Here is a 20834-nt window from a genome sequence, read left to right as displayed (position 1 = left end):
TATTTAAAGGTGTATGCATGAGTAGATGGTTTATAACACTTTTGACAAGCTTAGGGTTAGTCATGTTGGTCTCTGGATGTGCGAGTAAAGAAGCGCCTGTAAAAGATCCAAAAGCTGCTGCATATGATTTTAGTAACGAAAAGTCATTTGTTGTCTATGGAGAAGGAATTGCACCACAAAACACAGTCTCTCCAGCACAAGCTATCGCCCTTGCAAAACGTGCCGCCATTACAGACGGATATCGTCAGTTAGGGGAAAAGCTCTATGGCGTTAAAATCAATTCTAGCGAAACGGTTAAAGATGCGGCATTGAAAGATTCTCGTATTGTCGCATCGGTTAATGCCCTTGTTAAAGACGCTGCTATCACGGATGCTATGTTTAAAGATGGTTTATACAGTGTTCGCATGGAAATCACAATGAGCGCACGTAGGTGGCACGAACTTTTTGCCTATTAATTCTTTTCACGCAAGTACTTTTTTGCAGTGAACGGTTTTGGTTTTCATACAAAATCGTCACTGCAAATTCTCTTGTGATTTATGAGCAAAAGAACATTGCACGTTTGAGTGTTCCTTATGAAGGAACCGAAGAGGTGTTATGTAAAATTGTGCTTAGCAATCCCACGAAAATTCCCGAAGAGACCTTTTTACGACAACACTTTGACACTCTTTTACCCTGTTTTTATCCCCTTGCTTCCCATCTTATTTCTCGTAGCGAAACCTATACGAAACACAATAATGACAGGGTTGAGCTTATCATTGAGCCTATTCGCTTTACAGTAGATTTTAAAGATGAATTTGCTACCATAAAAACCGTTCGGTAAAACCTTTTTAGCAGGAACATTTAAAAAATGCACATTGCCATTGTAGAAGACGATATAAATATGCGAAAATCCCTAGAAATTGCCCTAGGAGAGTATGAAGAATTTAAAATATCGAGCTACAAAAGTGCTTTGGATGCACTCAAAAAGATTGACACTAGTGTTGATTTAATCGTCACAGACATTAATATGCCAGGTATGGATGGTATCGAATTTATCAAAAAACTTGATGGGCTTTACGATATTATCGTTATCACAGGTAATGCAACGCTTAGCCGTGCCATTGAGTCGGTACGTTTGGGTGTCAAAGACTTTTTAACCAAACCCTTTGAGATTGAAACCCTTGTTGAAGCGATTAAACGACACGATAAAATTCGAAGCAAAGTGAAAGAGACCCCTGAAAAGATAGAAACACTCAAAGAGACCAGCAACGATTTTATCGCTACCTCACCTGCTTTAGATAAAGCACTCCTTATGGCACGAAAAGCCGCTAAAACAGATGTGAGCGTATTACTCTTAGGTGAAAGTGGTGTGGGGAAAGAGTTATTTGCGAATTATGTTCACAAAAACTCTCCACGTGCTAAGAACCCTTTTGTCGCCATTAATATGGCAGCCATTCCTGAAAATTTACTAGAAAGTGAACTTTTTGGTTATGAAAAAGGGGCATTTACAGATGCCACGACTGAGAAAAAAGGGTATTTTGAAGTTGCTCATGGGGGCACACTTTTTTTAGATGAAATTGGTGAAATGCCCATGATGCTTCAAGCCAAACTTCTACGTGTCATTCAAGAACGTGTGATGGTGCGTGTGGGTGGAACCAAAGAGATTCCGATTGATGTGCGCATTGTCTCCGCAACCAATGCAGATATTCAGAAAAATATCAAAGAAGGGCGTTTCCGTGAGGATTTGTATTATCGACTCAATACCATTCCTATCGAAATTCCTCCATTAAGACAACGTAAAGAGGAGATTATGCCTATTTGTGAGGTCATTTTAGGGAGGGTGATTCAAAAGTATGGTTTGCAAAAACGCTATTTTTCAGAAGAAGCCATCGAATCACTGATGCGTTATCCTTGGCCAGGAAATATTCGAGAACTCATCTCTGTCGTTGAAAGAGCTGTTATTCTAAGTGATGCGGAAGCTATCAGCAAAGAGGATCTTTTTTTAGAGAGTCGTCATAGTTATTGATAACATGTAACATAGACTTTTTTGATAACTTAATACCTTCATCCTATTAGGTTATTAAAAAAGTCTCATACAAAATAATAAGGTTAAACAATGAAAAAGTACAATGTAGCCATCGTTGGAGCTACGGGTGCCGTTGGGGAAGAGTTGGTTCGTGTTTTAGAAGAGGTAGATTTTCCAGTCAATACCCTCATACCTCTAGCAAGCCGTAAAAGTGTCGGTTTAGAGGTTGAACTAAAAGGCAAAACGTATAAAGTGCTAGAACTCACTGAAAAAGCATTTGAAGAGAATGATGTGGAAATCGCATTTTTTAGTGCGGGAGGTGACATTTCAGCACATTACGCTCCTTATGCAGCCGAAGCGGGTGCCGTTGTGATTGACAATACCAGCCATTTTAGAATGGACGCCGATGTTCCTTTGGTGGTTCCTGAATGCAATCCTGCGGATATTGAACAGTGGCAAAATAGAGGTATTATTGCCAACCCAAACTGTTCAACCATTCAAATGGTACAGGTTTTAAAACCTTTAGATGAGCTCTTTAACATTACCCGTGTCGATGTTGCAACCTATCAAGCAGTCAGCGGTGCTGGTAAAAATGGTATGGAAGAGTTAGTCAACCAAATGCAAGACTTTTTTGCTTTTAAACTTGACCAGTGTGAACCTAAAACTTTTGCGCATCAAATCGCTTTAAATGTTATTCCTCATATTGACGTTTTTATGGACAATGCTTACACGAAAGAAGAGATGAAAATGGTCAATGAAACCCAAAAAATCTTGGGTAAAAAAATGGAAATCAGTGCCACATGTGTGCGTGTTCCTGTTATGAGAAGCCACTCTGAGGCGATTACCATTCATTTTGAAAACGATGTCAATTTAGAAAAAGCTATCGAAGCTTTAAAAAACGCAGAAAATGTTGTTGTCATTGATAATCCAGAGAAAAAAGAGTATCCAATGCCTATTATCTCAACCGATACCAATGAAACCTATGTGGGAAGAATCCGTAAAGATATCAACCGTGACAACGTCCTTCATTTGTGGTGTGTCGCAGACCAGATTCGTGTGGGGGCTGCAACCAATGCGGTAAGAATCGCTCAAAAATGGATTCAATTAGAAGAAGAAAAATGATAGAGAAATGGTTTGAAAAAGGACTTTGGTCCAGTAGAATGGTAACGCTTCTGGCGGTTATTTTTAGTATCCTTTCTGCCTTTGCCCTTTTTCTACTCGCAAGTGCAGATTTGTACCACGTACTGACTCAAGTCTATGCTTATTTTTTTACAGGTCTGCATCCAGAAAATTTTCATGCGGATATTGTTGCAGAAATTATCGGTGCTGTTGATTTGTACTTGATTGCCGTTGTGCTTTTGATTTTTGGTTTTGGTATTTACGAACTCTTTATCTCTGATATTGATGTGGCAAAGGGCACAGGAGGCGACAAGATTTTGTATGTACGCTCCCTTGATGAGCTTAAAGACAAAATTGCCAAAGTCATTGTGATGGTTTTGGTCGTAAGCTTTTTTCAACGTGTTTTACATTCAGAATATAAAGATGCCCTAGAGATGCTCTACCTCTCTTTATCTATTTTAGCACTCTCTTTGGGACTCTATTTTTTACATAAAGGTGGAAAACACTGATGATTTTTGTTGATGCGTGTTTGGGTAAAAAAACACCCTATACTCCTGTTTGGATGATGCGACAAGCGGGACGTTATTTGCCAGAATATATGGAAGTAAGGGCACAAGCGGGTGATTTTCTCTCTTTGTGCAAAGACCCACAAAAAGCGTGTGAAGTGACCCTTCAACCTGTAGATATTTTAGGGGTTGATGCAGCTATTTTATTTAGTGATATTTTGGTTGTGCCTTTAGAAATGGGAATGGAACTTCAGTTTTTAAAAGGCGAAGGTCCTGTTTTTTCACATCCGATTAAAAATCAAGCTGACCTTGATGCGCTCGATGTTCAAAAAGCAATCAATGGTTTAGAGTATGTGTATGAGACGATTCGCTTAATTCGAGGCAAACTCGCAGCCGATAAAGCACTGATTGGTTTTTGTGGTGCGCCGTGGACACTTGCGACCTATATGATTGAAGGGCAAGGAACGAAGACGTACGCTTTAGTGAAAAAACTCATTTATACCAATCCTTCGTTTATGCATGCTTTACTCAGTAAAGTCACAGAGGTCTTAAAAGGCTATATGGAGCGTCAGATTCAAAGTGGTGCAGACGTCGTGATGATTTTTGACTCATGGGCAGCGGCACTTGAGGAAAGTGCTTACTTTGAATTTAGCTGGGCGTATATGAAAGAGATAAGCGCTTATCTTAAAGGCAAGTATCCCCATGTCCCTGTGATTTTATTTCCTAAAGGCATTAGTGGATATCTTGATAAGATTGATGGTGAGTTTGATGTTTTTGGGGTTGATTGGTCAACGCCAATGGAATTAGCTAAAGAGAAATTAGGGCATAAATATGTCCTTCAAGGCAATATGGAACCAACCCGTCTTTATAGCAAAGAGGCGATTGATGCGGGTATTTCACACATTGTCTCGGTCATGAAAAATGAACGTCATGTCTTCAACTTAGGGCATGGTATTTTGCCTGATATTCCTGTTGAAAACGCCAAATATTTTATTCAGCAGGTTCAATCTCGCACAAAACTCTAATCTTTTGCCCTCATGAAGAGGGCAACCTCTTTTTACATGTAAGGATTTTTCTATGAGCTCTCTTATCTTTGGACCCATTACTTCTAGGCGTTTTGGACAATCGTTGGGTATTGATTTAAGCCCTGATAGGAAACAGTGCAATTTTGATTGTCTTTACTGTGAACTTAAAGGGGCAAAAACAGTCGATACTGCCACCAATAGCCCTTCTGTTCAAGAGATTATGGATGCGCTAAAGATTGCTTTGCAAAAACACCATACGATTGATGTCATTACATTAACTGCCAATGGTGAACCAACCTTATATCCCTATTTGGGTGAATTAATTGATGCAATCATTCCGATTAAAAAAGAGCATAAACTGCTCATTCTCTCCAATGGCTCAACGATTGATAAACCTGCCATTCAAACTATGCTATCAAAACTCGATATCGTCAAACTCTCTTTGGATTGTGTACATCCAAAATGTTTTAAAAAACTCGATCGTCCTCATAAAGGGATTTACATTGAGACTATTATTGAGGGAATGAAGGCTTTTCGAAAAATCTATCACGGTGAATTGGTGATTGAAATTTTGGTTGTTCAAGGCTTAAACGATACAACTGAGGCATTCGAAGCGCTCCACAAAGTTCTCCAAGAAATTCAGCCTGATCGCATTGATGTAGGAACGATTGACCGTCCTCCTGCGTATGACGTCAAAGGTGTCAGTATGGAGCGGTTGATTGAATTAGCAGGGCTATTAAAAGATTTACATGTAACGATTGCTTATAAAAAAAATTATATTGCCGAAAAACGTCATTTTTCTCCCGAAGAGATTATAGCCCTTCTCAAACGTAGACCGCAAAGCTTTGAAGATATCGCCCTTTGTTTTGATGAACAAAGTCTTCAAAACCTTCAAGACTTAGTTGCTCAGAATGTTTTACATGTAAAGAATATCGCAGGGGTAGATTTTTATAAAGTCGTATAGACTTCTTGCAAAACTCATTTTGCAAGAAGGAAAAGCACCAAGGGTGTACGGTCTTTTGGGCTAAGAAAACTTAGTGTTAACGTAGTCTTTAGAGCTTTGCTTTAAAGGCGTGTTAAGAGTTCTGCAAGAACTCTTATAAAGAAGAGTGGGTGAAATCACCCACTTTATATTTTAAACAAGAAGAGCTTGCGCTTTTTTGTACTGAATGCGCTGATTGAAATAGATAAATCCATAGATGCCAAGACCAATGAGATAAGAGATATAATGACTAGGCAATCCAAGTTTGACAGCCATCAATTTAGGCAACATTAAAAATGGAATCACCACAATTAAGCTTATTCGTTCAATCATGTTTACTTTTCTTAAAATAAATCCCTGTGTCGCCGAAGTGAAAGCAAACATACCCAAAATTGCACCACCAAAAATAAGAGCAATTTCGAAAGGATTGGTAATCCACTGCCATTTTGAAGCATCATTAGGATCTTCTGGATCAACGCCACCAATGAGTAAAAGCTCATTGTTAAAGAAGAACATAAACGGCAAGATAGCTGTTCGAATATCGTAAATAAACGACTGAATACCCGTAATAATAGGATCACTCTTTGCAATCGCCGCAGAAGCATAAGCCGCCATTCCCACAGGTGGCGTGTCATCGGCTAAAATACCAAAATAAAAAACAAACATATGCGCCGCAATCGTAGGAATCAAATAACCACTATTGCCTGCTAATTCCATGATAATTGGTGCGGTTAAGGCTGCCATAACAATATAATTGGCAGTTGTTGGAAGCCCCATACCCAGAACCAATGAAACAAATGCTGTTAAGAAAAGAACCCCTAAGATGTAACCTCCAGAGAGATTATCAATCACCTCAGCAAGAACCAAACCAATTCCTGTGAGTGTTACAGACCCTACGATGATACCTGCAACTGCCGTTGCAACGGCGATAGAGACCATATTTTTACCACCCGCAACCATACCATTTCCAATATCAGCAAAACCTTCCATCACAAGAGGAAGGGTTATTTTTTCTTTATTTAAGTAAGCTTTAAATGGTTTTTGAACGACCATAATAATCATCAAAAACATAATGGCACTAAACGCCGCACTTTGTGCTGATTGTCGTAAAACAATAAGTGTATAGACCAAGAAAAAGATAGGAATCAGATAGTGAATACCTCGAATAAAAATAGGCCATGTACGACCCAAGGTACTAGAATCTTCTCCTTTTAAGCCATGTTTTTTGGCTTCAATATGCACAATATAAAAAAGTGCCGCATAACAGGTAAAAGCAGGGATAAACGCCGCAAAAACGATATCCGTATAATCTAATCCTAAAAACTCTGCCATAATAAATGCCGCAGCACCCATAATAGGAGGCATCAACTGACCATTAACCGAAGCTGCCGTCTCAACCGCTGCTGCTTTGTGTGAACTAAACCCAAGACGCTTCATCAGAGGAATTGTAAATGTTCCTACCGTTACCGTATTGGCAATAGAAGAGCCTGAAATCATACCAAACATACCCGAAGCCGCAACCGCTGCTTTAGCAGGACCTCCATCGTATTTACCCAAAATCGTATAAGAAACTTTAATAAAATATTCACCTGCCCCTGCTTTATCCAGTAAAGAACCAAACAAAACAAATAAAAAGACAAAACTTGCACTCACACCCAATGGTACACCAAAAATACCCTCGGTGGTTAACACCATTTGTCCCATCATTTTATTGATACTTGCACCTTTGTGTGCAATCATATCGGGTAGATAAGGACCAAAATAATCATACAGTAAAAAAACAACCGCCGCTAGCATCAATGGAAGCCCCATAACTCTTCTGGATGCTTCAAGTACGACTAAAATAGTGACAATTCCCACGATAATATCTGTCTGTGTCCACGCACCCGAACGCATTGCCAGATCTCTATAGGCATACCATTGGTATAAAACAGCAGCAATACCTACCAACATAATGACAAAATCGTACCATGTAATAACCGATTGAAGTTTAATACTTTTGCTCATCGCATGCATTGAAAAAGCTAACGCAATACCAAAAGCCAAGTGAATTGCTCTTACATGAGCACTGTTTCCTGGATCGATGACGATATAAAGTTGATATAAAGACCAGCAAAAAGCAATCGCAGCGACAAACCAATATTGCCATGTTGTGCTTTCAAAATCTCTGTGCCCTTCAAATTCACTGATGAGTTTCGCATCATCCAGTCGTTCTTCAAGTGTTTTCACGCATTAACCCTTTAATATGACTCTGTAAGGCCTTGAATTCAAAGCCTTACATGTAAAAAATTATTTTAAAATTCCAGCCTCTTTAAATGCTCTAATCGCACCTGGATGCTGAGGAATACTTAACCCTTCTAACAAACTCTCTTTGGTGATTGTTTTATACGAAGGATGGAGTTCTTTGAATTTTTCAAAATTGTCTAAAATGGTTTTCACCACTTGATACACCACTTCATCTTTAACTTTAGTACTTGTGACAAGAACCGCTTTCACACCAATACTTGGAACATCATTCGGAACACCTTTATAGTAAGAACCTGAGATGATTCCTTTGGCGTAATAAGGATATTTTTTCAACAATACGTCAATTTGTGGACCATCGATAGGTACAATGCTGATATCGACAGAGTTTGCCGCATCTTTGATGTTCGCTGTTGGATGTCCTGCAACAAAGAAATAACCATCAATATGATTGTCTTGAAGCATTGTAGGACCTTCGCTTACTTTTAACTCATTTGCCAATGCAAGATCAGATGCTTTAATACCAAACGCTTCAAATACCAAATCTGCTGTCATATGCGTGCCCGAACCGGGGGAGTCTAAATTAATCTTTTTACCTTTTAAATCAGTGATACTCTTAATCCCTGATTTTTGACTCACAACAAGCGCAAGCAATTCTGGATAGATTGCTATGGCACTTCGAAGCTCAGGAACTGCCGCAGCACCTTGAAACTTACCCTCGCCTTTAAAAGCCTGATACGCTGTATCACTTTGCGAAATACCAAAATCAAGCTCACCCGCTTTGATGGTATTGACATTGTAAACAGAACCACCTGTGGATTCCACAGAACAACGAATGTTGGTCTCTTTTTTGTTTTTATTGACCATTTGACAAATCGCACCACCCGTTGGATAATACGTACCTGTGACACTTCCTGTACCAATGGTAATAAATTCAGCAGCCACCATCGGAACACTGAGTGCCCCCGCAAGTGTTAATAGAGCAAGTTTCCTTTTCATAATAACTCCTTATTAGTGTAGGTTATAATCGTACTATGTTTTGACTGACTTTTCCTTGAATGAAATGATGTAAAAATAAGCAATCGCACTTTTTTTTATATTTTTTGATTTATCTCTTGACAATCAAATATTTTTTTACTATAATTTCGACCTCTTAACAGATTAAGTGTTCCGAATTAGCTCAGCGGTAGAGTAGGTGACTGTTAATCACTTGGTCGCTGGTTCGAATCCAGCATTCGGAGCCACTCTTTTTTAATCCCCTAAAATATTTACCATTTTTAATTGAGTCTATTTCATAATGATATTTTTACATGTAACAATGTTTACTCTGATTCTAAGAGACGAGAAAGCGTAATAAACTGATACCCCTCATCAATTTCCAATGAAAAAGAGTTACCAAACGCACTCTTCTCCTCTTTAACATCTAAAATAATTTGACAATACCGAAAATATTCAAATTGATCAGGATCTATAAAAAATTCACATCCGCCCACTTCTCCAAGCTTTACATTGCGAGAAGGAACATGAAAATCTTTTTTTTCATAACACATCGGAGCCGTACCATCGCAACAGCCACCACTTTGGTTAAAAACCAGTTCGCCATACTCTTTTTTGAGTCGTTCAATCACTTTTAGCGCTTCAGGTGTCGCCACCACTCTTTGCAATGCCATAAAGACTCCTTATGAAAAAAAGCACGGGAAAGCCCGTGCCGTTGGTATTAAAAAAATCCTAAAGGTTTTTGGGTAAAAGAGGTTAAGATATTTTTAGTGTGACGATACGCATTGAGCATCATCATATGGGTTTCTCGCCCAATACCTGATTTTTTATACCCTCCAAACGAGGCATGAGAAGGATAGAGATGATAGCAATTCACCCACACACGACCCGCTTCAATGCCACGTGACATACGGTGGATTTCATGCATATCCCTAGACCAAACGCCTGAGCCTAAACCATAAATGGTGTCATTGGCAATAGAGAGAGCTTCTGCCTCATCTTTAAATGTGGTAACACAAAGCACTGGTCCAAAAATCTCTTCTTGGAAAATGCGCATTTTATTGTGCCCTTTAAAGATGGTGGGCTGAATGTAATTTCCTTTGGGATAAGTTTTGTTTTCATAGGCTTCACCACCGATTAAACACTGCGCCCCCTCTTCTTTTCCAATGCGAATGTACTCCAAAATTTTCTCTTTTTGATTAAGTGAGGCTTGTGCCCCCATTCTTGTGGTTGCATCCAAAGGATTCTCTTGACTAATCGCTTTAACTCTCTCCAAAACCCGTTTCATAAAAGGCTCATAAATAGACTCATGTATCAGTGCACGTGATGGGCATGTGCACACTTCGCCGCTGTTAAACGCAAATAAAACAAGTCCTTCAATCGCTTTATCCAAAAAGTCATCATCGTGTGCCATCACAGAGGGAAAGAAAATATTGGGTGATTTACCTCCTAACTCAAGGGTTGAAGGAATGATATTTTCAGTAGCATACTGCATAATCAGCTGACCCGTGGTTGTCTCTCCTGTAAAGCCTACTTTTTTAATGTCAGGGTGGGTGGAGAGATGTTTACCGATTTTTCCACCTGCACCGTTGATGACATTGATCACCCCTTTGGGCAAGACCTCTTGAATCGTCTCCATCAAAAGTAAAATAGATAAAGGTGTCGCACTCGCAGGTTTAATCACCACGCAGTTTCCAGCAGCCAAAGCTGGAGCAATCTTCCATGCCGCCATTAAAAGTGGAAAATTCCACGGAATAATTTGCGCAACAACACCCAGTGGCTCATAAACCTCTTGTGAGATGGTATTTTCATCCAAATCTGCCACGCTTCCTGCTTCACTACGAATCACTGAGGCAAAGTAGCGAAAATGATCGACCACCAAAGGCAAATCTGCTGCTAAAGTTTCACGAACAGCCTTTCCATTATCTAAGGTTTCAGAAATCGCTAAAAACTCTAAATTTGCCTCTATTTTATCGGCAATCTTATTGAGCATGTCACTTCTTTGAATGACTGAAAAATGTTTATAGCTCTCAAATGCCTTCTTTGCGGCTGCCACGGCAGCATCAACATCGGCCGTACTTGAGCGAGGAATCTTCGTTAAAAGTTCTCCATCGACAGGAGAAAGATTGTCAAAATACTCACCATTGATAGGAGCAATCCACTCACCCCCAATAAAATTCTCATACTGTGATTGATAGACGGGTTTACTGTACACCATAAAAGCCACCTTTCCTTAAGTAGATTCGGATAATTTTTATCCGTGAAAAACTTTATTCCATAAATCTTTAACAAGCGAAACAAAAGAAAAATTAACTCTCTTTTTTAATTTTTAACCATTTTCTTATATGTAATACAGAAGATTTTGTTATACTTTTCTCTTTTATTGAAAAAGGGATTTTGACCATGAAACAGCACACACAGGCTTCAAAGAGGTTCTTAAATACACAAGATTATAAAACGCTCTCCCTTTCTGCTTTTGGTGGAGCACTGGAATTTTATGATTTTATTATTTTTGTCTTTTTCTCAAAAGTGATTGGCTCACTTTTTTTTCCTACTGATATGCCTATTTGGCTTAGCCAACTTCAAACCTTTGGTATCTTTGCCGCTGGTTATTTAGCACGTCCTTTTGGTGGTGTTGTGATGGCGCACTTTGGCGATTTGTTTGGCAGAAAACGTATGTTTACCTTTAGTATTCTTCTCATGGCAGTGCCTACCTTGCTCATTGGTTGTTTACCAACCTATGCTGAACTGGGTTACATTGCGCCTGTTTTACTGTTGATTTTACGTATTTCTCAAGGCTTAGCTGTGGGTGGTGAAATTCCAGGAGCGTGGACATTTGTCGCAGAACATGTTCCTAAAGATAAAGTAGGACTTGCGTGTGGAACGCTGACTTCAGGATTGACACTGGGGATTTTATTGGGTTCATTGGTTTCTATCATGATGCAAAGCAATTTTAATGCTCAGGAGATGCACGATTGGGCGTGGAGAATTCCTTTTATTATGGGTGGTATCTTCGGCTTTATTGCGATGTATTTAAGACGTTGGCTTAAAGAGACACCTATTTTTCTTGAGATGCAAAAGCGTACTAAACAAGAGGAGTCTAAAAAGCTTCCTGTGTGGAATGTCCTATCGCATCATCTCCCACAAACCATCCTTTCTATCTTACTCACATGGGTACTCTCTGCTGGGATCATGGTGATTATCGTGACTGCACACGTTTATCTGCAAGGACAGTTTCACTTTGAAGAAATGGATGTTTCTTTTTCACGTCTTTTAGCCACAGCGGCTTTAGCATTGGGCTGTGTTTTTTATGGCTATCTAGCCGATAAATTTTCCATTGGCAAAGTGATTTTATGGGGCTGTGTTTTCGTTATTTTAGCCACTATTCTCTTCTTCTTCACCCTCTCTTTTGGTGTCACATTTTTATACCTTGCTTATCCTATTGTCGGTTTTAGCATTGGTATTGTGGGTGCATTTCCTTACTATATGGTGAGAGCCTTCCCTGCGAAAGTACGTTACAGCGGTGTCGCATTTTCGTTTAATATCTCTTATGCGATTACAGGGGCTTTAACCTCATTTCTCATTCCTATTTTGGCGAATTTCTTTAACAAATACGCTGCAGGATTGTACGTCATGGCTGTTTATGTTTTAGGTGCGTTGATTGGCTGGTACTTGATGGCTAAGAATGTAGAAGAAACACTCTGCGAGGATATTTAAAAGGCTTTACATGTAAAGCCTTTTAAATAAAGGATAAAGGGGACAGTTTCCATTTATTCATTTATTCAAAAAGGAGTTTCGATGCGTTTGGTTCGAGGCGAAACGATGGTTTTAGTGGTTGATATTCAAGAGCGTTTGATGGTACACATGGATAATCATGAAGAATTAGAAGCCAATATGAATAAATTATTACAAGGTGTAACACTTTTTGATATGCCGTTATTTCTCAATGAACAGTATCCTCAAGGTTTAGGTCATACGATTTCAAGCCTTAGGGAGCAACTACCACACAAGGAAGTGTTTGAGAAAGTAACGTTTAGTTGTTGCCAAAACGCTTCTTTGCATGAAGCATTGCTTACATGTAAGAAAAAAAGTGCCATCGTCTTTGGCATAGAGACGCATGTATGTGTGATGCAGACGTGTTTGGATTTGGTGCAGATGGGCATACAACCTTTTTTGGTCGTGGACTGTTCGGGTTCACGCAAACGGGCTGACCACGAAATCGCCCTTCATCGTATGGTACAAGCAGGTGTCATTCCCATGACGTATGAGTCCGTGTTGTTTGAGTTGTGTGATAGCGCTAAAGACCCTGTTTTTAAAGCAATGAGTCAGATAGTGAAGTAAAATTAAACGATTTTGAAAAAAATAAAGAAAATAAAGAGACAATAAAGGGGACGAGGCTACTTTTTTACATGTAAAGCCTTTATCCCTCTTTCGCATCGGCTAATACAAGGGCAAATAGCACATGCACACCCAGCTCTTGCAGTGCCTTATGCGCCTCTTTTAAGGTGGAGCCTGTGGTAATGATGTCATCAATCAAAATGACATCCATTCCCTCTTTACATGTAATCCTAAAATCCCGTTTATTTGCCTCTCGAAACGCTCGGCTTTTTCCCGAATAGCTCTTATGATTTTGCGCTCTTAAACTTCCATACAGGGGTGTGAGATAGGGCTTGGTTGCCTTGGCTAAAATGGCGCTATGTGAATAACCGTGTCTTATATGATCATCAATGGGGAGCGCATATATGCCTTTGGGCAATTCAAAGGTTTTGAGAAATTCATAAAAAGTATGACGTCCTAATTGAGCAAAAATCTTTGCACCCACAAAGGTATGCTTGGTATGTAGTAAGGGAGCAATATCGCTGTAACGATAAAAAGAGTAAACCCGAAGCCCATCTTTGAGGATTCTAAAAGCAGGTGTTGGCGTTAAAAAAGTTGAGAGACAGGTTTTACAAAGCGGTTGCCAACTGAGCTTTAAACACAGATGGCAACGCATGATTAGTCAATTTTAAGAATGGTTAAAAAGGCTTCTTGAGGGAGCTGAACTTTTCCAATGGATTTCATTCGCTTCTTTCCCTCTTTTTGTTTTTCTAAGAGTTTACGCTTTCTGGTAATGTCACCACCGTAACATTTAGCAGTCACATTTTTACCCATAGATTTAACGGTTTCTCGTGCAATGACTTTGGTACCAATGCTGGCTTGAATCGCCACTTCAAACAGTTGTCGTGGAACGATCTCTTTCATCGCTTTAACAAAATCACGACCTCTGCTTTGTGCACTCACACGTGGTACGATGATAGAAAGTGCATCCACAGGCTCACCAGCAACGAGTAAATCAAGCTTCACCAAATCACCGACTTGATACCCAATCGGTTCATAATCAAAGCTAGCATAGCCTTTGGAGACGGATTTGAGTTTGTCGTAAAAGTCCATCACGATTTCATTGAGGGGAATTTCGTATTCTAAAAGTACACGCTCAGGGCTTAAATAATCCATCTTTTTTTGAATACCCCGTTTGTTGTTCATCAAAATGATGATATTCCCTAAAAACTCCGTCGGTGTTAAAACTGTTGCTTTCACATACGGCTCAGAAATCTCTTCAAATTCATTGACGGGTGGAAGTTGGCTTGGATTTTGAATATCAAGCACTTCCCCTTTTGTTGTTTTAACTTTATAGGTAACCGTTGGCGCAGTGGCAATCAAATCAAGATCAAACTCTCGCTCCAATCGCTCTTTAATGACTTCCATATGCAAAAGTCCCAAAAAGCCAACCCGAAAACCAAAGCCAAGTGCGGCAGATGTTTCAGGCTCATACGAAATGCTTGAGTCATTGAGTTTAAGCTTGTCTAATGCATCTCTAAGTTCTTCAAATTTATCGGTTTCAATGGGGTAAAGTCCCGCAAAAACAAACTGTTTGACTTCTTTAAAGCCTCCAACTGCTTCAGCGGTTTTGTTGTGATTATCCGTAATGGTATCACCAACACGAACATCCCCTACGTTTTTAAGACCCAAAACCACAATGCCCACTTCACCTGTTCTAATTTCCATTGTTTTTTGCATCGCTAAAGGGTGCGGATACATCAAGTTTAAGACTTCGTGTTTTTTACCTGTACCCATAACATAGACTTCTTGCCCTTTTTTAATGGAGCCATCATACACACGTACAAGGGCGAGTGCACCCAAATAGTTGTCAAACCAACTATCATAAATCAGCGCTTTGGTTGGAGCATTCTCATCGCCCGTGGGAGCTGGGATTTTATCGACCAATGTATCAAGAAGTTCTCTAATCCCAATACCACTTTTAGCACTGACACTGAGTGCTTCAGAACAATCAAGCCCAATCGTATGCTCAATCTCATCTTTCACTCGATCAGGATCAGCAGCAGGAAGGTCGATTTTATTGAGCACGGGGATAATTTCTAGGTTATTTTCAAGGGCAATATAGACATTGGCAATCGTTTGTGCTTCCACACCTTGAGAGGCATCAACGACCAAAAGTGCACCATCGCTGGAGGCTAAAGAACGACTCACTTCATAGGAAAAATCGACGTGACCTGGGGTGTCGATGAGATTAAGAATATACGGCTGTCCATCTTTAACGTACGTCAAACGAACACTTTGCGCTTTGATGGTAATGCCACGCTCTTTTTCGATGTCCATGGTATCCATCATCTGTGCGGTCATTTCACGCGCACTCACCGCACCACACTCTTGAATGAGACGATCTGCTAACGTGCTCTTACCATGGTCAATATGCGCAATAATTGAGAAATTTCGAATATGTTTCTGCATTAGATAAAGAGTCCATTGACGCTTTCATTGTGATAGACACGACGAATCACTTCAGCAAAAACAGGGGCAACACTAAGGACTTTAATTCTCTCATTCGCTTCTTTTAACGGAATAGTGTCAGTGACAACCAATTCGTCCAATTCACCTTTTGCCAAACGCTCATACGCAGGACCACTTAAAACCGCATGGGTACAACACGCCATAACACTGGTTGCCCCTTTTTTCTTTAACACTTCAGCCGCTTTCACAATGGTTCCAGCCGTATCAATCATATCATCCACTAAAATAACATCTTTGCCACTCACATCACCAATGATATTCATCACTTCAGATTCATTAGCCTTTTCACGACGCTTATCGACAATGACCATATCCACGCCTAAAAGTTTTGCGAAACTTCTAGCCCTTGCAACGCCGCCAATATCAGGACTTGCAATAATAGGATTTTTAAGATTTTTCGCTTTAACGTAGTCATTAAAAACGATAGAACCATACAAATTATCCACAGGAATATCAAAAAAGCCTTGAATTTGTCCCGCATGCAAATCAATCGTTACCACACGGTCAATCCCCGCTGTTTGCATCATATTGGCAACCAATTTTGCCGTAATAGGAACCCTAGGAGCAGCTTTTCTATCTTGTCTTGCGTATCCAAAGTAAGGAACAACAGCGGTAATGCTATTGGCTGAACTTCGTCTGAGAGCATCTGTTAAAATTAACAACTCCATCAAGTTAATATTAGCAGGTGCACACGTTGACTGAATAATAAACACATCTTTTCCACGTACACTCTCACTCACTTGAACACTGATTTCACCATCGCTAAAACGCTTAATTTCAGCTGCCGAAAGAGGCAAAGAAAGATGTTTAGCCACTCTTTTTGCAAACTCTGGATTTGCCGTTCCTGCAAAGACTTTATAGCCTCTCATAATCATATTTCCTTTACATTAAATAATGCTTTATTCTACCGCATAGGGACTTAAGTGAGCGTTAATACTTTTTTAATCCTAAAGTGCCATAATGTCAAAAGAGCTTTTAGGAGGCTTCTTATGAACAGTTTACGTCGTTTTATTTCACTCTCACTTTTATTCTCTTTTTTTATCATGAGCTATACGGGCATTGTCCTTTTTTTAGCACCCAAAGGAAGAGTTGCCAACGCAACGCATTGGGAGCTTTTTGGATTGGAAAAAACAGAGTTTTCTGCTTTACATGTAAGCTTTATGCTTCTTTTTTTAGTCGGTATGTTTCTTCATATTTACCTTAATTACAAAGCGTTATTCAGCTATTTTAGAAACAAAATCAGAGAGTTTTCACTTTTAACCAAAGAGTTTCTCTTAGCTCTTGGAATCACCCTCTTCTTTCTCATAGGAACGCTCTATCAGTGGATTCCTTTTAGCACTTTTTTGACCTTTCAAGAAAATCTTAAAGCCTCGTGGGAGCAGCCTCAAACCCGTATAGAACCTCAAAAAAAGCTCTCTTTTGAGGGCGGTGGCTTTGGAAAACTAAGCCTAAAAGAAGCAAGCATTCAACATGCGTTTGAACTTCAAACTGCTTTGATATTCTTTGAAGAACAAGGGGTTCCTGCCACAGAAACTTCTACCCTTAAAGAACTTGGAGAATCGTTACATGTAAAACCCTCTCAGCTTTTAAATACACTCAAAACATCTCAAAAAAAGGAGTTAAAATGAGAAAAATCTGTCTGTTACTCGCATTCGTAGGTCTCTTAAATGCGGCCAATACCTCAAGAGGTCCTGTGGCTTTTGAAGCTTATGATACCAACAAAGATAACATCATCACGCAAGAGGAGTTTCAAAGTGTAAAAAATGAGCGGATGAGTGCAAAGGCTGAAGCCAATATGCCGATGCGAAATGCCATCAACTCTCCAGAATTTGGCGTTTTTGATGCCAATAAAGATGGAAAAATTACCAAAGATGAGTATCAAAAAGGACAACTAGAACGTAGACAAGAAAGAGGTGGAAAAGGTAGACAATAGCCTTTACATGTAAAAAAGGCGAATTGATTTTCGCCTTTTTTTACGCACGACTGGAGATAAAAATTCCTAAAACAATAAGAGCAAGTCCTAACACTTTGTAGAGGGTAACACTCTCTGAAAACAAAAAGACTGAAGAGATAAAAACCACCACAAACGTCAACCCCATAAACGGATAGGCGTAGCTCAGCTCAAACTTTGTCATCGCCGCCATCCAGCACAATGAGGCTACAAAAGCGGAGACAAAGCCACTTAAAATAAATGGGTCTAAAAACAGTTTCAATAAAAAAACTATTTTTTCAAGCGTTTCCTCAGGCAAATGCCCATAGTTTGGAATACGCCACTTAATCACTAACTGCCCATACACGGTAAAAAAAATCGTTCCAAAAATGTATAAATGCGCCATTAGCACTCGCTCCATTTGATTAAAATTTCGCACACCGCATCAATTTCTTCAAGGCTAATGCCATAATAAAGGGGCAAACGAACCAATCGTTCACTCTCTTTGGTCGTATAGACATCTTCACCAACCATACGACCGTATTTAAGTCCTGCTGGAGCACTGTGCAAAGGAAGATAATGAAAAACAGCGCCAATATTTGCTTCTTTGAATTTCTCTAAAAGTGCGGTTCGCTCTTCTAAATCTTTGACTTTAAAATAGAACATATGCGCATTATGCACACATCCCTCTGGTATATGTGCCAATTCAATGAACCCTTTTTTCTCCAAAGGCTCAAGCCTGTCATAGTACGCTTTCCATGCATTTAGACGGTGTTCTTGTATCAACTCAGCTTTTTCAAGTTGCCCCCAAAGATAAGCCGCTTGAAGCTCACTGGGCAGATAACTGCTACCTATATCCATCCAACCGTATTTATCGACCATACCTCTAAAAAACTGACTGCGATTGGTTCCTTTTTCACGAATAATCTCCGCACGATGGACAAACTGTTCATCGTTAATGAGTAATAATCCACCTTCACCGCCGCTGGTCACATTTTTGGTTTCGTGAAAACTAAACGCACCTAAATGCCCGATGGTTCCTAAAGGCTTACCCTTATAGGTTGCTTCAAAACCTTGTGCCGCATCTTCAACCACAAAGAGGTTGTGACGTAAGGCAATCTCCATAATCACATCCATCTCACACCCAACACCCGCATAATGCACAGGCACAATCGCTCTTGTTTTAGGCGTAATCGCCGCTTCAATTAAACGCTCATCAATGTTCATGGTTTCAGGTCGAATATCTACAAAAACAATTTTTGCCCCACGGAGCGCAAATGCATCAGCAGTGCTCACAAAGGTGTAGCTTGGCATAATGACCTCATCACCCTCTTTAATGTCCAAAAGCAAAGCCGCCATTTCAAGTGCGTGCGTGCATGAAGGCGTTAAAAGCGTTTTCGCACAACCATAGCGCTTTTCAAACCATGCTTGACACGCTTTACCAAAAGTGCCGTCTCCTGACATTTTTACACTATTCATCGCTTCTAAAACGTACTTATCTTCGTTGCCTGTTCGAGGCGGTTTATTGAAATGTATCATTGTTTATTTTCCTGTACTTTTAAGAAAATGTTTGGCGTTTTCGCCCTCATTTAAAATTAAATCTATCACACTCACCCCATGCTCAAAGGGAGGAAACAGTTGGTGATACTCAGCATACCCACTATAATCCATCCACTCCACGCCAATCCCTGCTTTTTCAAAAATGGACTCATCCAAATAATCACGTGCGGCTGGACCACTCAAATAGGTCGTTGCCCCTAATTCTTGACACAATGCCAACAGTCTTTCACTTTTGCCCTCCGCTAAAACAAACTCTCTGGAGTCTCGAATTTTTGTTTTAATCTCAAGCATTTTGCACAATGCATCAATAAAATAACGATTAATCTCGCTAATATGTGTCTGTGTCGCTCCTGCGTACAGCGCTTCAAACTGCTCTTTGTAGGCTTTAAAAAAGGGCGCCTTAGCATAACTTTGCGCAATGCTTTTCCAATGATTCACATGCCACTTAGCATCGGTTATCATCGTCTCATTGATTTTTTGATGCAAACTCTCCTGCCGCACAGCAATACTGAGCCACTGCAAACCATTTTGGGTTTTAATCTTATTGCGGTTACGCCAATCATTTTTCGTGTATTGCATATCATCGTACAATACAAACTCATCCACACTGCCAATAATGTCAAAATACCCCTTCCACGGGATATAATTTGACTGTAAAATTGCTACTTTTTTCATAAATTAATTGTCTCTTGAATAATATAAAGGGGGCGTCTTTTCACCTCATCAAAAATCTTGCCAATGTAAAGCCCTACAATGCCAATAATGGCAAATAAAAGACCAAACATAAAGAACATTGACACCATTAAACTCGTCCAACCCTCAGTGGCAGTGCCATAAAGAAAGTAACGCAAAACTAACCAGCACGCATACACCAAACTGCCTAACGCAATAAAAAAACCTAATTGAATCGAGAGGCGAAGGGGTTTGTTCGAATGCGATACAATCGAATCAATCGCTAAACGAATCAATTTTGAAAGATTATAAGACGAACTGCCATAAACCCTTGCCGCATGTTCGATATCAATTTCGATTTTTTTAAATCCCACCATTTGTGCAAAGAGTAAAAAGTCACGGCTATGCTCACGGTAACGATTAATCGTTTCAATCACTTTATGGGAGTAAATACCAAAATTAGCAATCGAATTATCATGCTTACTATCGGTAAAATAGTCCAACACTCTATTAAACGCACGAGAACCTAACCGTTTAAAAAAGCTATCCTGCCTCTCTACACGTCTGCCAAACACAATATCATAACCATCACGTGCCGTGTTGTAAAGCTTGATAATCTCTTCAGGCTTATCTTGCAAATCACAATCCATCACCACCACCCACTCGCCTTTGGCATGATCCAATCCTGCTGTGATAGCATAATGCTGACCAAAGTTACGGGAGAGATTAATTCCTTTAACCCTTTCATCCCGTGCGCACAGCATCACAATGCGCTCCCACGAACCTTGTGGACAGGCATCGTTCACAAAAATAATTTCAAATTGATTGCTAATCTGAGAAAGCGTTTCGACTAAGCGCTCATATAACTCAAAAAGCGACTCTTTGCAGCCATAAACGGGAGAAACCACACTTATTTTCACTGACTCCAAGGTATATACCCTTTACA

The 20834-nt window shown here is 39.8% G+C and carries 22 protein-coding genes and 1 tRNA gene; 12 read left to right on the top strand and 11 right to left on the bottom strand.

The features are described from left to right. Positions 1–17: 17 nt before the first annotated feature. From SDEL_RS01645 to SDEL_RS01615, 7 genes are all read left to right on the top strand, one after another. Positions 18–455 (top strand): LPP20 family lipoprotein, encoded by a 438-nt coding sequence (locus tag SDEL_RS01645; RefSeq protein ID WP_012856125.1) that lies wholly within the window; start codon positions 18–20, stop codon positions 453–455. After that, complete coding sequence (locus tag SDEL_RS01640) at positions 431–820, top strand: hypothetical protein (RefSeq protein ID WP_012856124.1); 390 nt, start codon at positions 431–433, stop codon at positions 818–820. The genes SDEL_RS01645 and SDEL_RS01640 overlap by 25 nt, the downstream gene beginning before the upstream one ends. A 27-nt stretch (positions 821–847) precedes the next feature. Next, positions 848–2005: a sigma-54-dependent transcriptional regulator gene (locus SDEL_RS01635; RefSeq protein ID WP_012856123.1), complete on the top strand. Its 1158-nt coding sequence runs from the start codon at positions 848–850 to the stop codon at positions 2003–2005. A 90-nt stretch (positions 2006–2095) separates the two neighbouring features. After that, positions 2096–3127 carry an aspartate-semialdehyde dehydrogenase gene (locus SDEL_RS01630; RefSeq protein ID WP_012856122.1) on the top strand — a complete coding sequence of 344 codons (1032 nt, stop codon included), beginning with the start codon at positions 2096–2098 and terminating at the stop codon, positions 3125–3127. Further along, positions 3124–3633: a YqhA family protein gene (locus tag SDEL_RS01625; protein ID WP_012856121.1), complete on the top strand. Its 510-nt coding sequence runs from the start codon at positions 3124–3126 to the stop codon at positions 3631–3633. The genes SDEL_RS01630 and SDEL_RS01625 overlap by 4 nt, the downstream gene beginning before the upstream one ends. Next, a complete protein-coding gene (gene hemE, locus SDEL_RS01620) occupies positions 3633–4655 on the top strand; it encodes a uroporphyrinogen decarboxylase (protein ID WP_012856120.1) in 1023 nt (340 codons plus the stop codon). Before SDEL_RS01625 ends, hemE begins: the two co-directional genes overlap by 1 nt. A gap of 52 nt (positions 4656–4707) precedes the next feature. After that, positions 4708–5619: a radical SAM protein gene (locus SDEL_RS01615; protein ID WP_012856119.1), complete on the top strand. Its 912-nt coding sequence runs from the start codon at positions 4708–4710 to the stop codon at positions 5617–5619. 171 nt (positions 5620–5790) lie between these two features. Here SDEL_RS01615 and SDEL_RS01610 read toward each other — a convergent pair whose 3' ends face one another. Both SDEL_RS01610 and SDEL_RS01605 read right to left on the bottom strand, forming a co-directional pair. Then, positions 5791–7866 (bottom strand): TRAP transporter permease, encoded by a 2076-nt coding sequence (locus SDEL_RS01610; protein WP_012856118.1) that lies wholly within the window; start codon positions 7864–7866, stop codon positions 5791–5793. A gap of 60 nt (positions 7867–7926) precedes the next feature. After that, on the bottom strand, positions 7927–8880 hold the full coding sequence (locus tag SDEL_RS01605) for a TAXI family TRAP transporter solute-binding subunit (protein WP_012856117.1): 954 nt from the start codon (positions 8878–8880) through the stop codon (positions 7927–7929). 170 nt (positions 8881–9050) lie between these two features. Here SDEL_RS01605 and SDEL_RS01600 point away from each other — a divergent pair. Further along, positions 9051–9125 (top strand) — tRNA-Asn (locus SDEL_RS01600). Positions 9126–9203: 78 nt separating this feature from the next. Here the strand turns inward: SDEL_RS01600 and SDEL_RS01595 are convergent. Together SDEL_RS01595 and SDEL_RS01590 are read right to left on the bottom strand one after the other, a co-directional pair. Beyond that, on the bottom strand, positions 9204–9551 hold the full coding sequence (locus SDEL_RS01595) for a DUF779 domain-containing protein (protein WP_012856116.1): 348 nt from the start codon (positions 9549–9551) through the stop codon (positions 9204–9206). A gap of 47 nt (positions 9552–9598) precedes the next feature. After that, positions 9599–11095 carry an aldehyde dehydrogenase family protein gene (locus tag SDEL_RS01590; protein ID WP_012856115.1) on the bottom strand — a complete coding sequence of 499 codons (1497 nt, stop codon included), beginning with the start codon at positions 11093–11095 and terminating at the stop codon, positions 9599–9601. A gap of 185 nt (positions 11096–11280) precedes the next feature. Between SDEL_RS01590 and SDEL_RS01585 the strand changes: the two genes are divergently transcribed. Beyond that, the gene (locus SDEL_RS01585; RefSeq protein WP_012856114.1) at positions 11281–12594 is read left to right on the top strand and encodes an MFS transporter; all 1314 of its coding nucleotides are present in this window, start codon (positions 11281–11283) and stop codon (positions 12592–12594) included. A gap of 81 nt (positions 12595–12675) precedes the next feature. Continuing rightward, on the top strand, positions 12676–13218 hold the full coding sequence (locus tag SDEL_RS01580) for a hydrolase (protein ID WP_012856113.1): 543 nt from the start codon (positions 12676–12678) through the stop codon (positions 13216–13218). Positions 13219–13297: 79 nt separating this feature from the next. Here SDEL_RS01580 and SDEL_RS01575 read toward each other — a convergent pair whose 3' ends face one another. From SDEL_RS01575 to SDEL_RS01565, 3 genes are read right to left on the bottom strand one after another with little or no spacing between them, the layout of a single operon-like run. Beyond that, positions 13298–13870 carry a ComF family protein gene (locus tag SDEL_RS01575; protein WP_012856112.1) on the bottom strand — a complete coding sequence of 191 codons (573 nt, stop codon included), beginning with the start codon at positions 13868–13870 and terminating at the stop codon, positions 13298–13300. Positions 13871–13872: 2 nt separating this feature from the next. Further along, a complete protein-coding gene (gene lepA / locus SDEL_RS01570) occupies positions 13873–15666 on the bottom strand; it encodes a translation elongation factor 4 (RefSeq protein WP_012856111.1) in 1794 nt (597 codons plus the stop codon). Continuing rightward, on the bottom strand, positions 15666–16595 hold the full coding sequence (locus SDEL_RS01565; protein ID WP_012856110.1) for a ribose-phosphate pyrophosphokinase: 930 nt from the start codon (positions 16593–16595) through the stop codon (positions 15666–15668). The genes lepA and SDEL_RS01565 overlap by 1 nt, the downstream gene beginning before the upstream one ends. A gap of 120 nt (positions 16596–16715) precedes the next feature. On the opposite strand from SDEL_RS01565, the gene SDEL_RS11600 reads away from it, so the two are divergent. After that, complete coding sequence (locus SDEL_RS11600) at positions 16716–17354, top strand: DUF4405 domain-containing protein (protein WP_012856109.1); 639 nt, start codon at positions 16716–16718, stop codon at positions 17352–17354. Further along, positions 17351–17659, top strand: coding sequence for an EF-hand domain-containing protein (locus SDEL_RS01555; protein ID WP_012856108.1), 309 nt, complete (start codon positions 17351–17353; stop codon positions 17657–17659). The genes SDEL_RS11600 and SDEL_RS01555 overlap by 4 nt, the downstream gene beginning before the upstream one ends. Positions 17660–17699: 40 nt before the next feature. Here SDEL_RS01555 and SDEL_RS01550 read toward each other — a convergent pair whose 3' ends face one another. From SDEL_RS01550 to SDEL_RS01535, 4 genes are read right to left on the bottom strand one after another with little or no spacing between them, the layout of a single operon-like run. Beyond that, positions 17700–18062 carry an EamA family transporter gene (locus SDEL_RS01550; RefSeq protein WP_012856107.1) on the bottom strand — a complete coding sequence of 121 codons (363 nt, stop codon included), beginning with the start codon at positions 18060–18062 and terminating at the stop codon, positions 17700–17702. Next, entirely contained in the window at positions 18062–19195 is a 1134-nt protein-coding gene (gene rffA, locus SDEL_RS01545; RefSeq protein ID WP_012856106.1) for a dTDP-4-amino-4,6-dideoxygalactose transaminase, read from the bottom strand. Before rffA ends, SDEL_RS01550 begins: the two co-directional genes overlap by 1 nt. A gap of 3 nt (positions 19196–19198) precedes the next feature. Next, entirely contained in the window at positions 19199–19891 is a 693-nt protein-coding gene (locus tag SDEL_RS01540; protein ID WP_012856105.1) for a WbqC family protein, read from the bottom strand. After that, on the bottom strand, positions 19888–20808 hold the full coding sequence (locus SDEL_RS01535; protein ID WP_223295852.1) for a glycosyltransferase family 2 protein: 921 nt from the start codon (positions 20806–20808) through the stop codon (positions 19888–19890). The genes SDEL_RS01540 and SDEL_RS01535 overlap by 4 nt, the downstream gene beginning before the upstream one ends. Between the last annotated feature and the right edge of the window lie 26 nt (positions 20809–20834).

Source organism: Sulfurospirillum deleyianum DSM 6946, assembly GCF_000024885.1.
In the GTDB taxonomy this organism is placed as follows: Bacteria; Campylobacterota; Campylobacteria; order Campylobacterales; family Sulfurospirillaceae; genus Sulfurospirillum; species Sulfurospirillum deleyianum.
This window is presented reverse-complemented; position numbering and strand designations above follow the sequence as displayed.

Excerpts from the sequence above, each read along its gene's own strand:
- SDEL_RS01645 (WP_012856125.1), top strand. The coding sequence starts at position 18 with ATGAGTAGATGGTTTATAACACTTTTGACAAGCTTAGGGTTAGTCATG.
- SDEL_RS01635 (WP_012856123.1), top strand. The coding sequence starts at position 848 with ATGCACATTGCCATTGTAGAAGACGATATAAATATGCGAAAATCCCTA.
- SDEL_RS01630 (WP_012856122.1), top strand. The coding sequence starts at position 2,096 with ATGAAAAAGTACAATGTAGCCATCGTTGGAGCTACGGGTGCCGTTGGG.
- SDEL_RS01625 (WP_012856121.1), top strand. The coding sequence starts at position 3,124 with ATGATAGAGAAATGGTTTGAAAAAGGACTTTGGTCCAGTAGAATGGTA.
- hemE (WP_012856120.1), top strand. The coding sequence starts at position 3,633 with ATGATTTTTGTTGATGCGTGTTTGGGTAAAAAAACACCCTATACTCCT.
- SDEL_RS01615 (WP_012856119.1), top strand. The coding sequence starts at position 4,708 with ATGAGCTCTCTTATCTTTGGACCCATTACTTCTAGGCGTTTTGGACAA.
- SDEL_RS01605 (WP_012856117.1), bottom strand. The coding sequence starts at position 8,880 with ATGAAAAGGAAACTTGCTCTATTAACACTTGCGGGGGCACTCAGTGTT.
- SDEL_RS01595 (WP_012856116.1), bottom strand. The coding sequence starts at position 9,551 with ATGGCATTGCAAAGAGTGGTGGCGACACCTGAAGCGCTAAAAGTGATT.
- SDEL_RS01590 (WP_012856115.1), bottom strand. The coding sequence starts at position 11,095 with ATGGTGTACAGTAAACCCGTCTATCAATCACAGTATGAGAATTTTATT.
- SDEL_RS01585 (WP_012856114.1), top strand. The coding sequence starts at position 11,281 with ATGAAACAGCACACACAGGCTTCAAAGAGGTTCTTAAATACACAAGAT.
- SDEL_RS01580 (WP_012856113.1), top strand. The coding sequence starts at position 12,676 with ATGCGTTTGGTTCGAGGCGAAACGATGGTTTTAGTGGTTGATATTCAA.
- SDEL_RS01575 (WP_012856112.1), bottom strand. The coding sequence starts at position 13,870 with ATGCGTTGCCATCTGTGTTTAAAGCTCAGTTGGCAACCGCTTTGTAAA.
- lepA (WP_012856111.1), bottom strand. The coding sequence starts at position 15,666 with ATGCAGAAACATATTCGAAATTTCTCAATTATTGCGCATATTGACCAT.
- SDEL_RS01565 (WP_012856110.1), bottom strand. The coding sequence starts at position 16,595 with ATGAGAGGCTATAAAGTCTTTGCAGGAACGGCAAATCCAGAGTTTGCA.
- SDEL_RS11600 (WP_012856109.1), top strand. The coding sequence starts at position 16,716 with ATGAACAGTTTACGTCGTTTTATTTCACTCTCACTTTTATTCTCTTTT.
- SDEL_RS01555 (WP_012856108.1), top strand. The coding sequence starts at position 17,351 with ATGAGAAAAATCTGTCTGTTACTCGCATTCGTAGGTCTCTTAAATGCG.
- SDEL_RS01550 (WP_012856107.1), bottom strand. The coding sequence starts at position 18,062 with ATGGCGCATTTATACATTTTTGGAACGATTTTTTTTACCGTGTATGGG.
- rffA (WP_012856106.1), bottom strand. The coding sequence starts at position 19,195 with ATGATACATTTCAATAAACCGCCTCGAACAGGCAACGAAGATAAGTAC.
- SDEL_RS01540 (WP_012856105.1), bottom strand. The coding sequence starts at position 19,891 with ATGAAAAAAGTAGCAATTTTACAGTCAAATTATATCCCGTGGAAGGGG.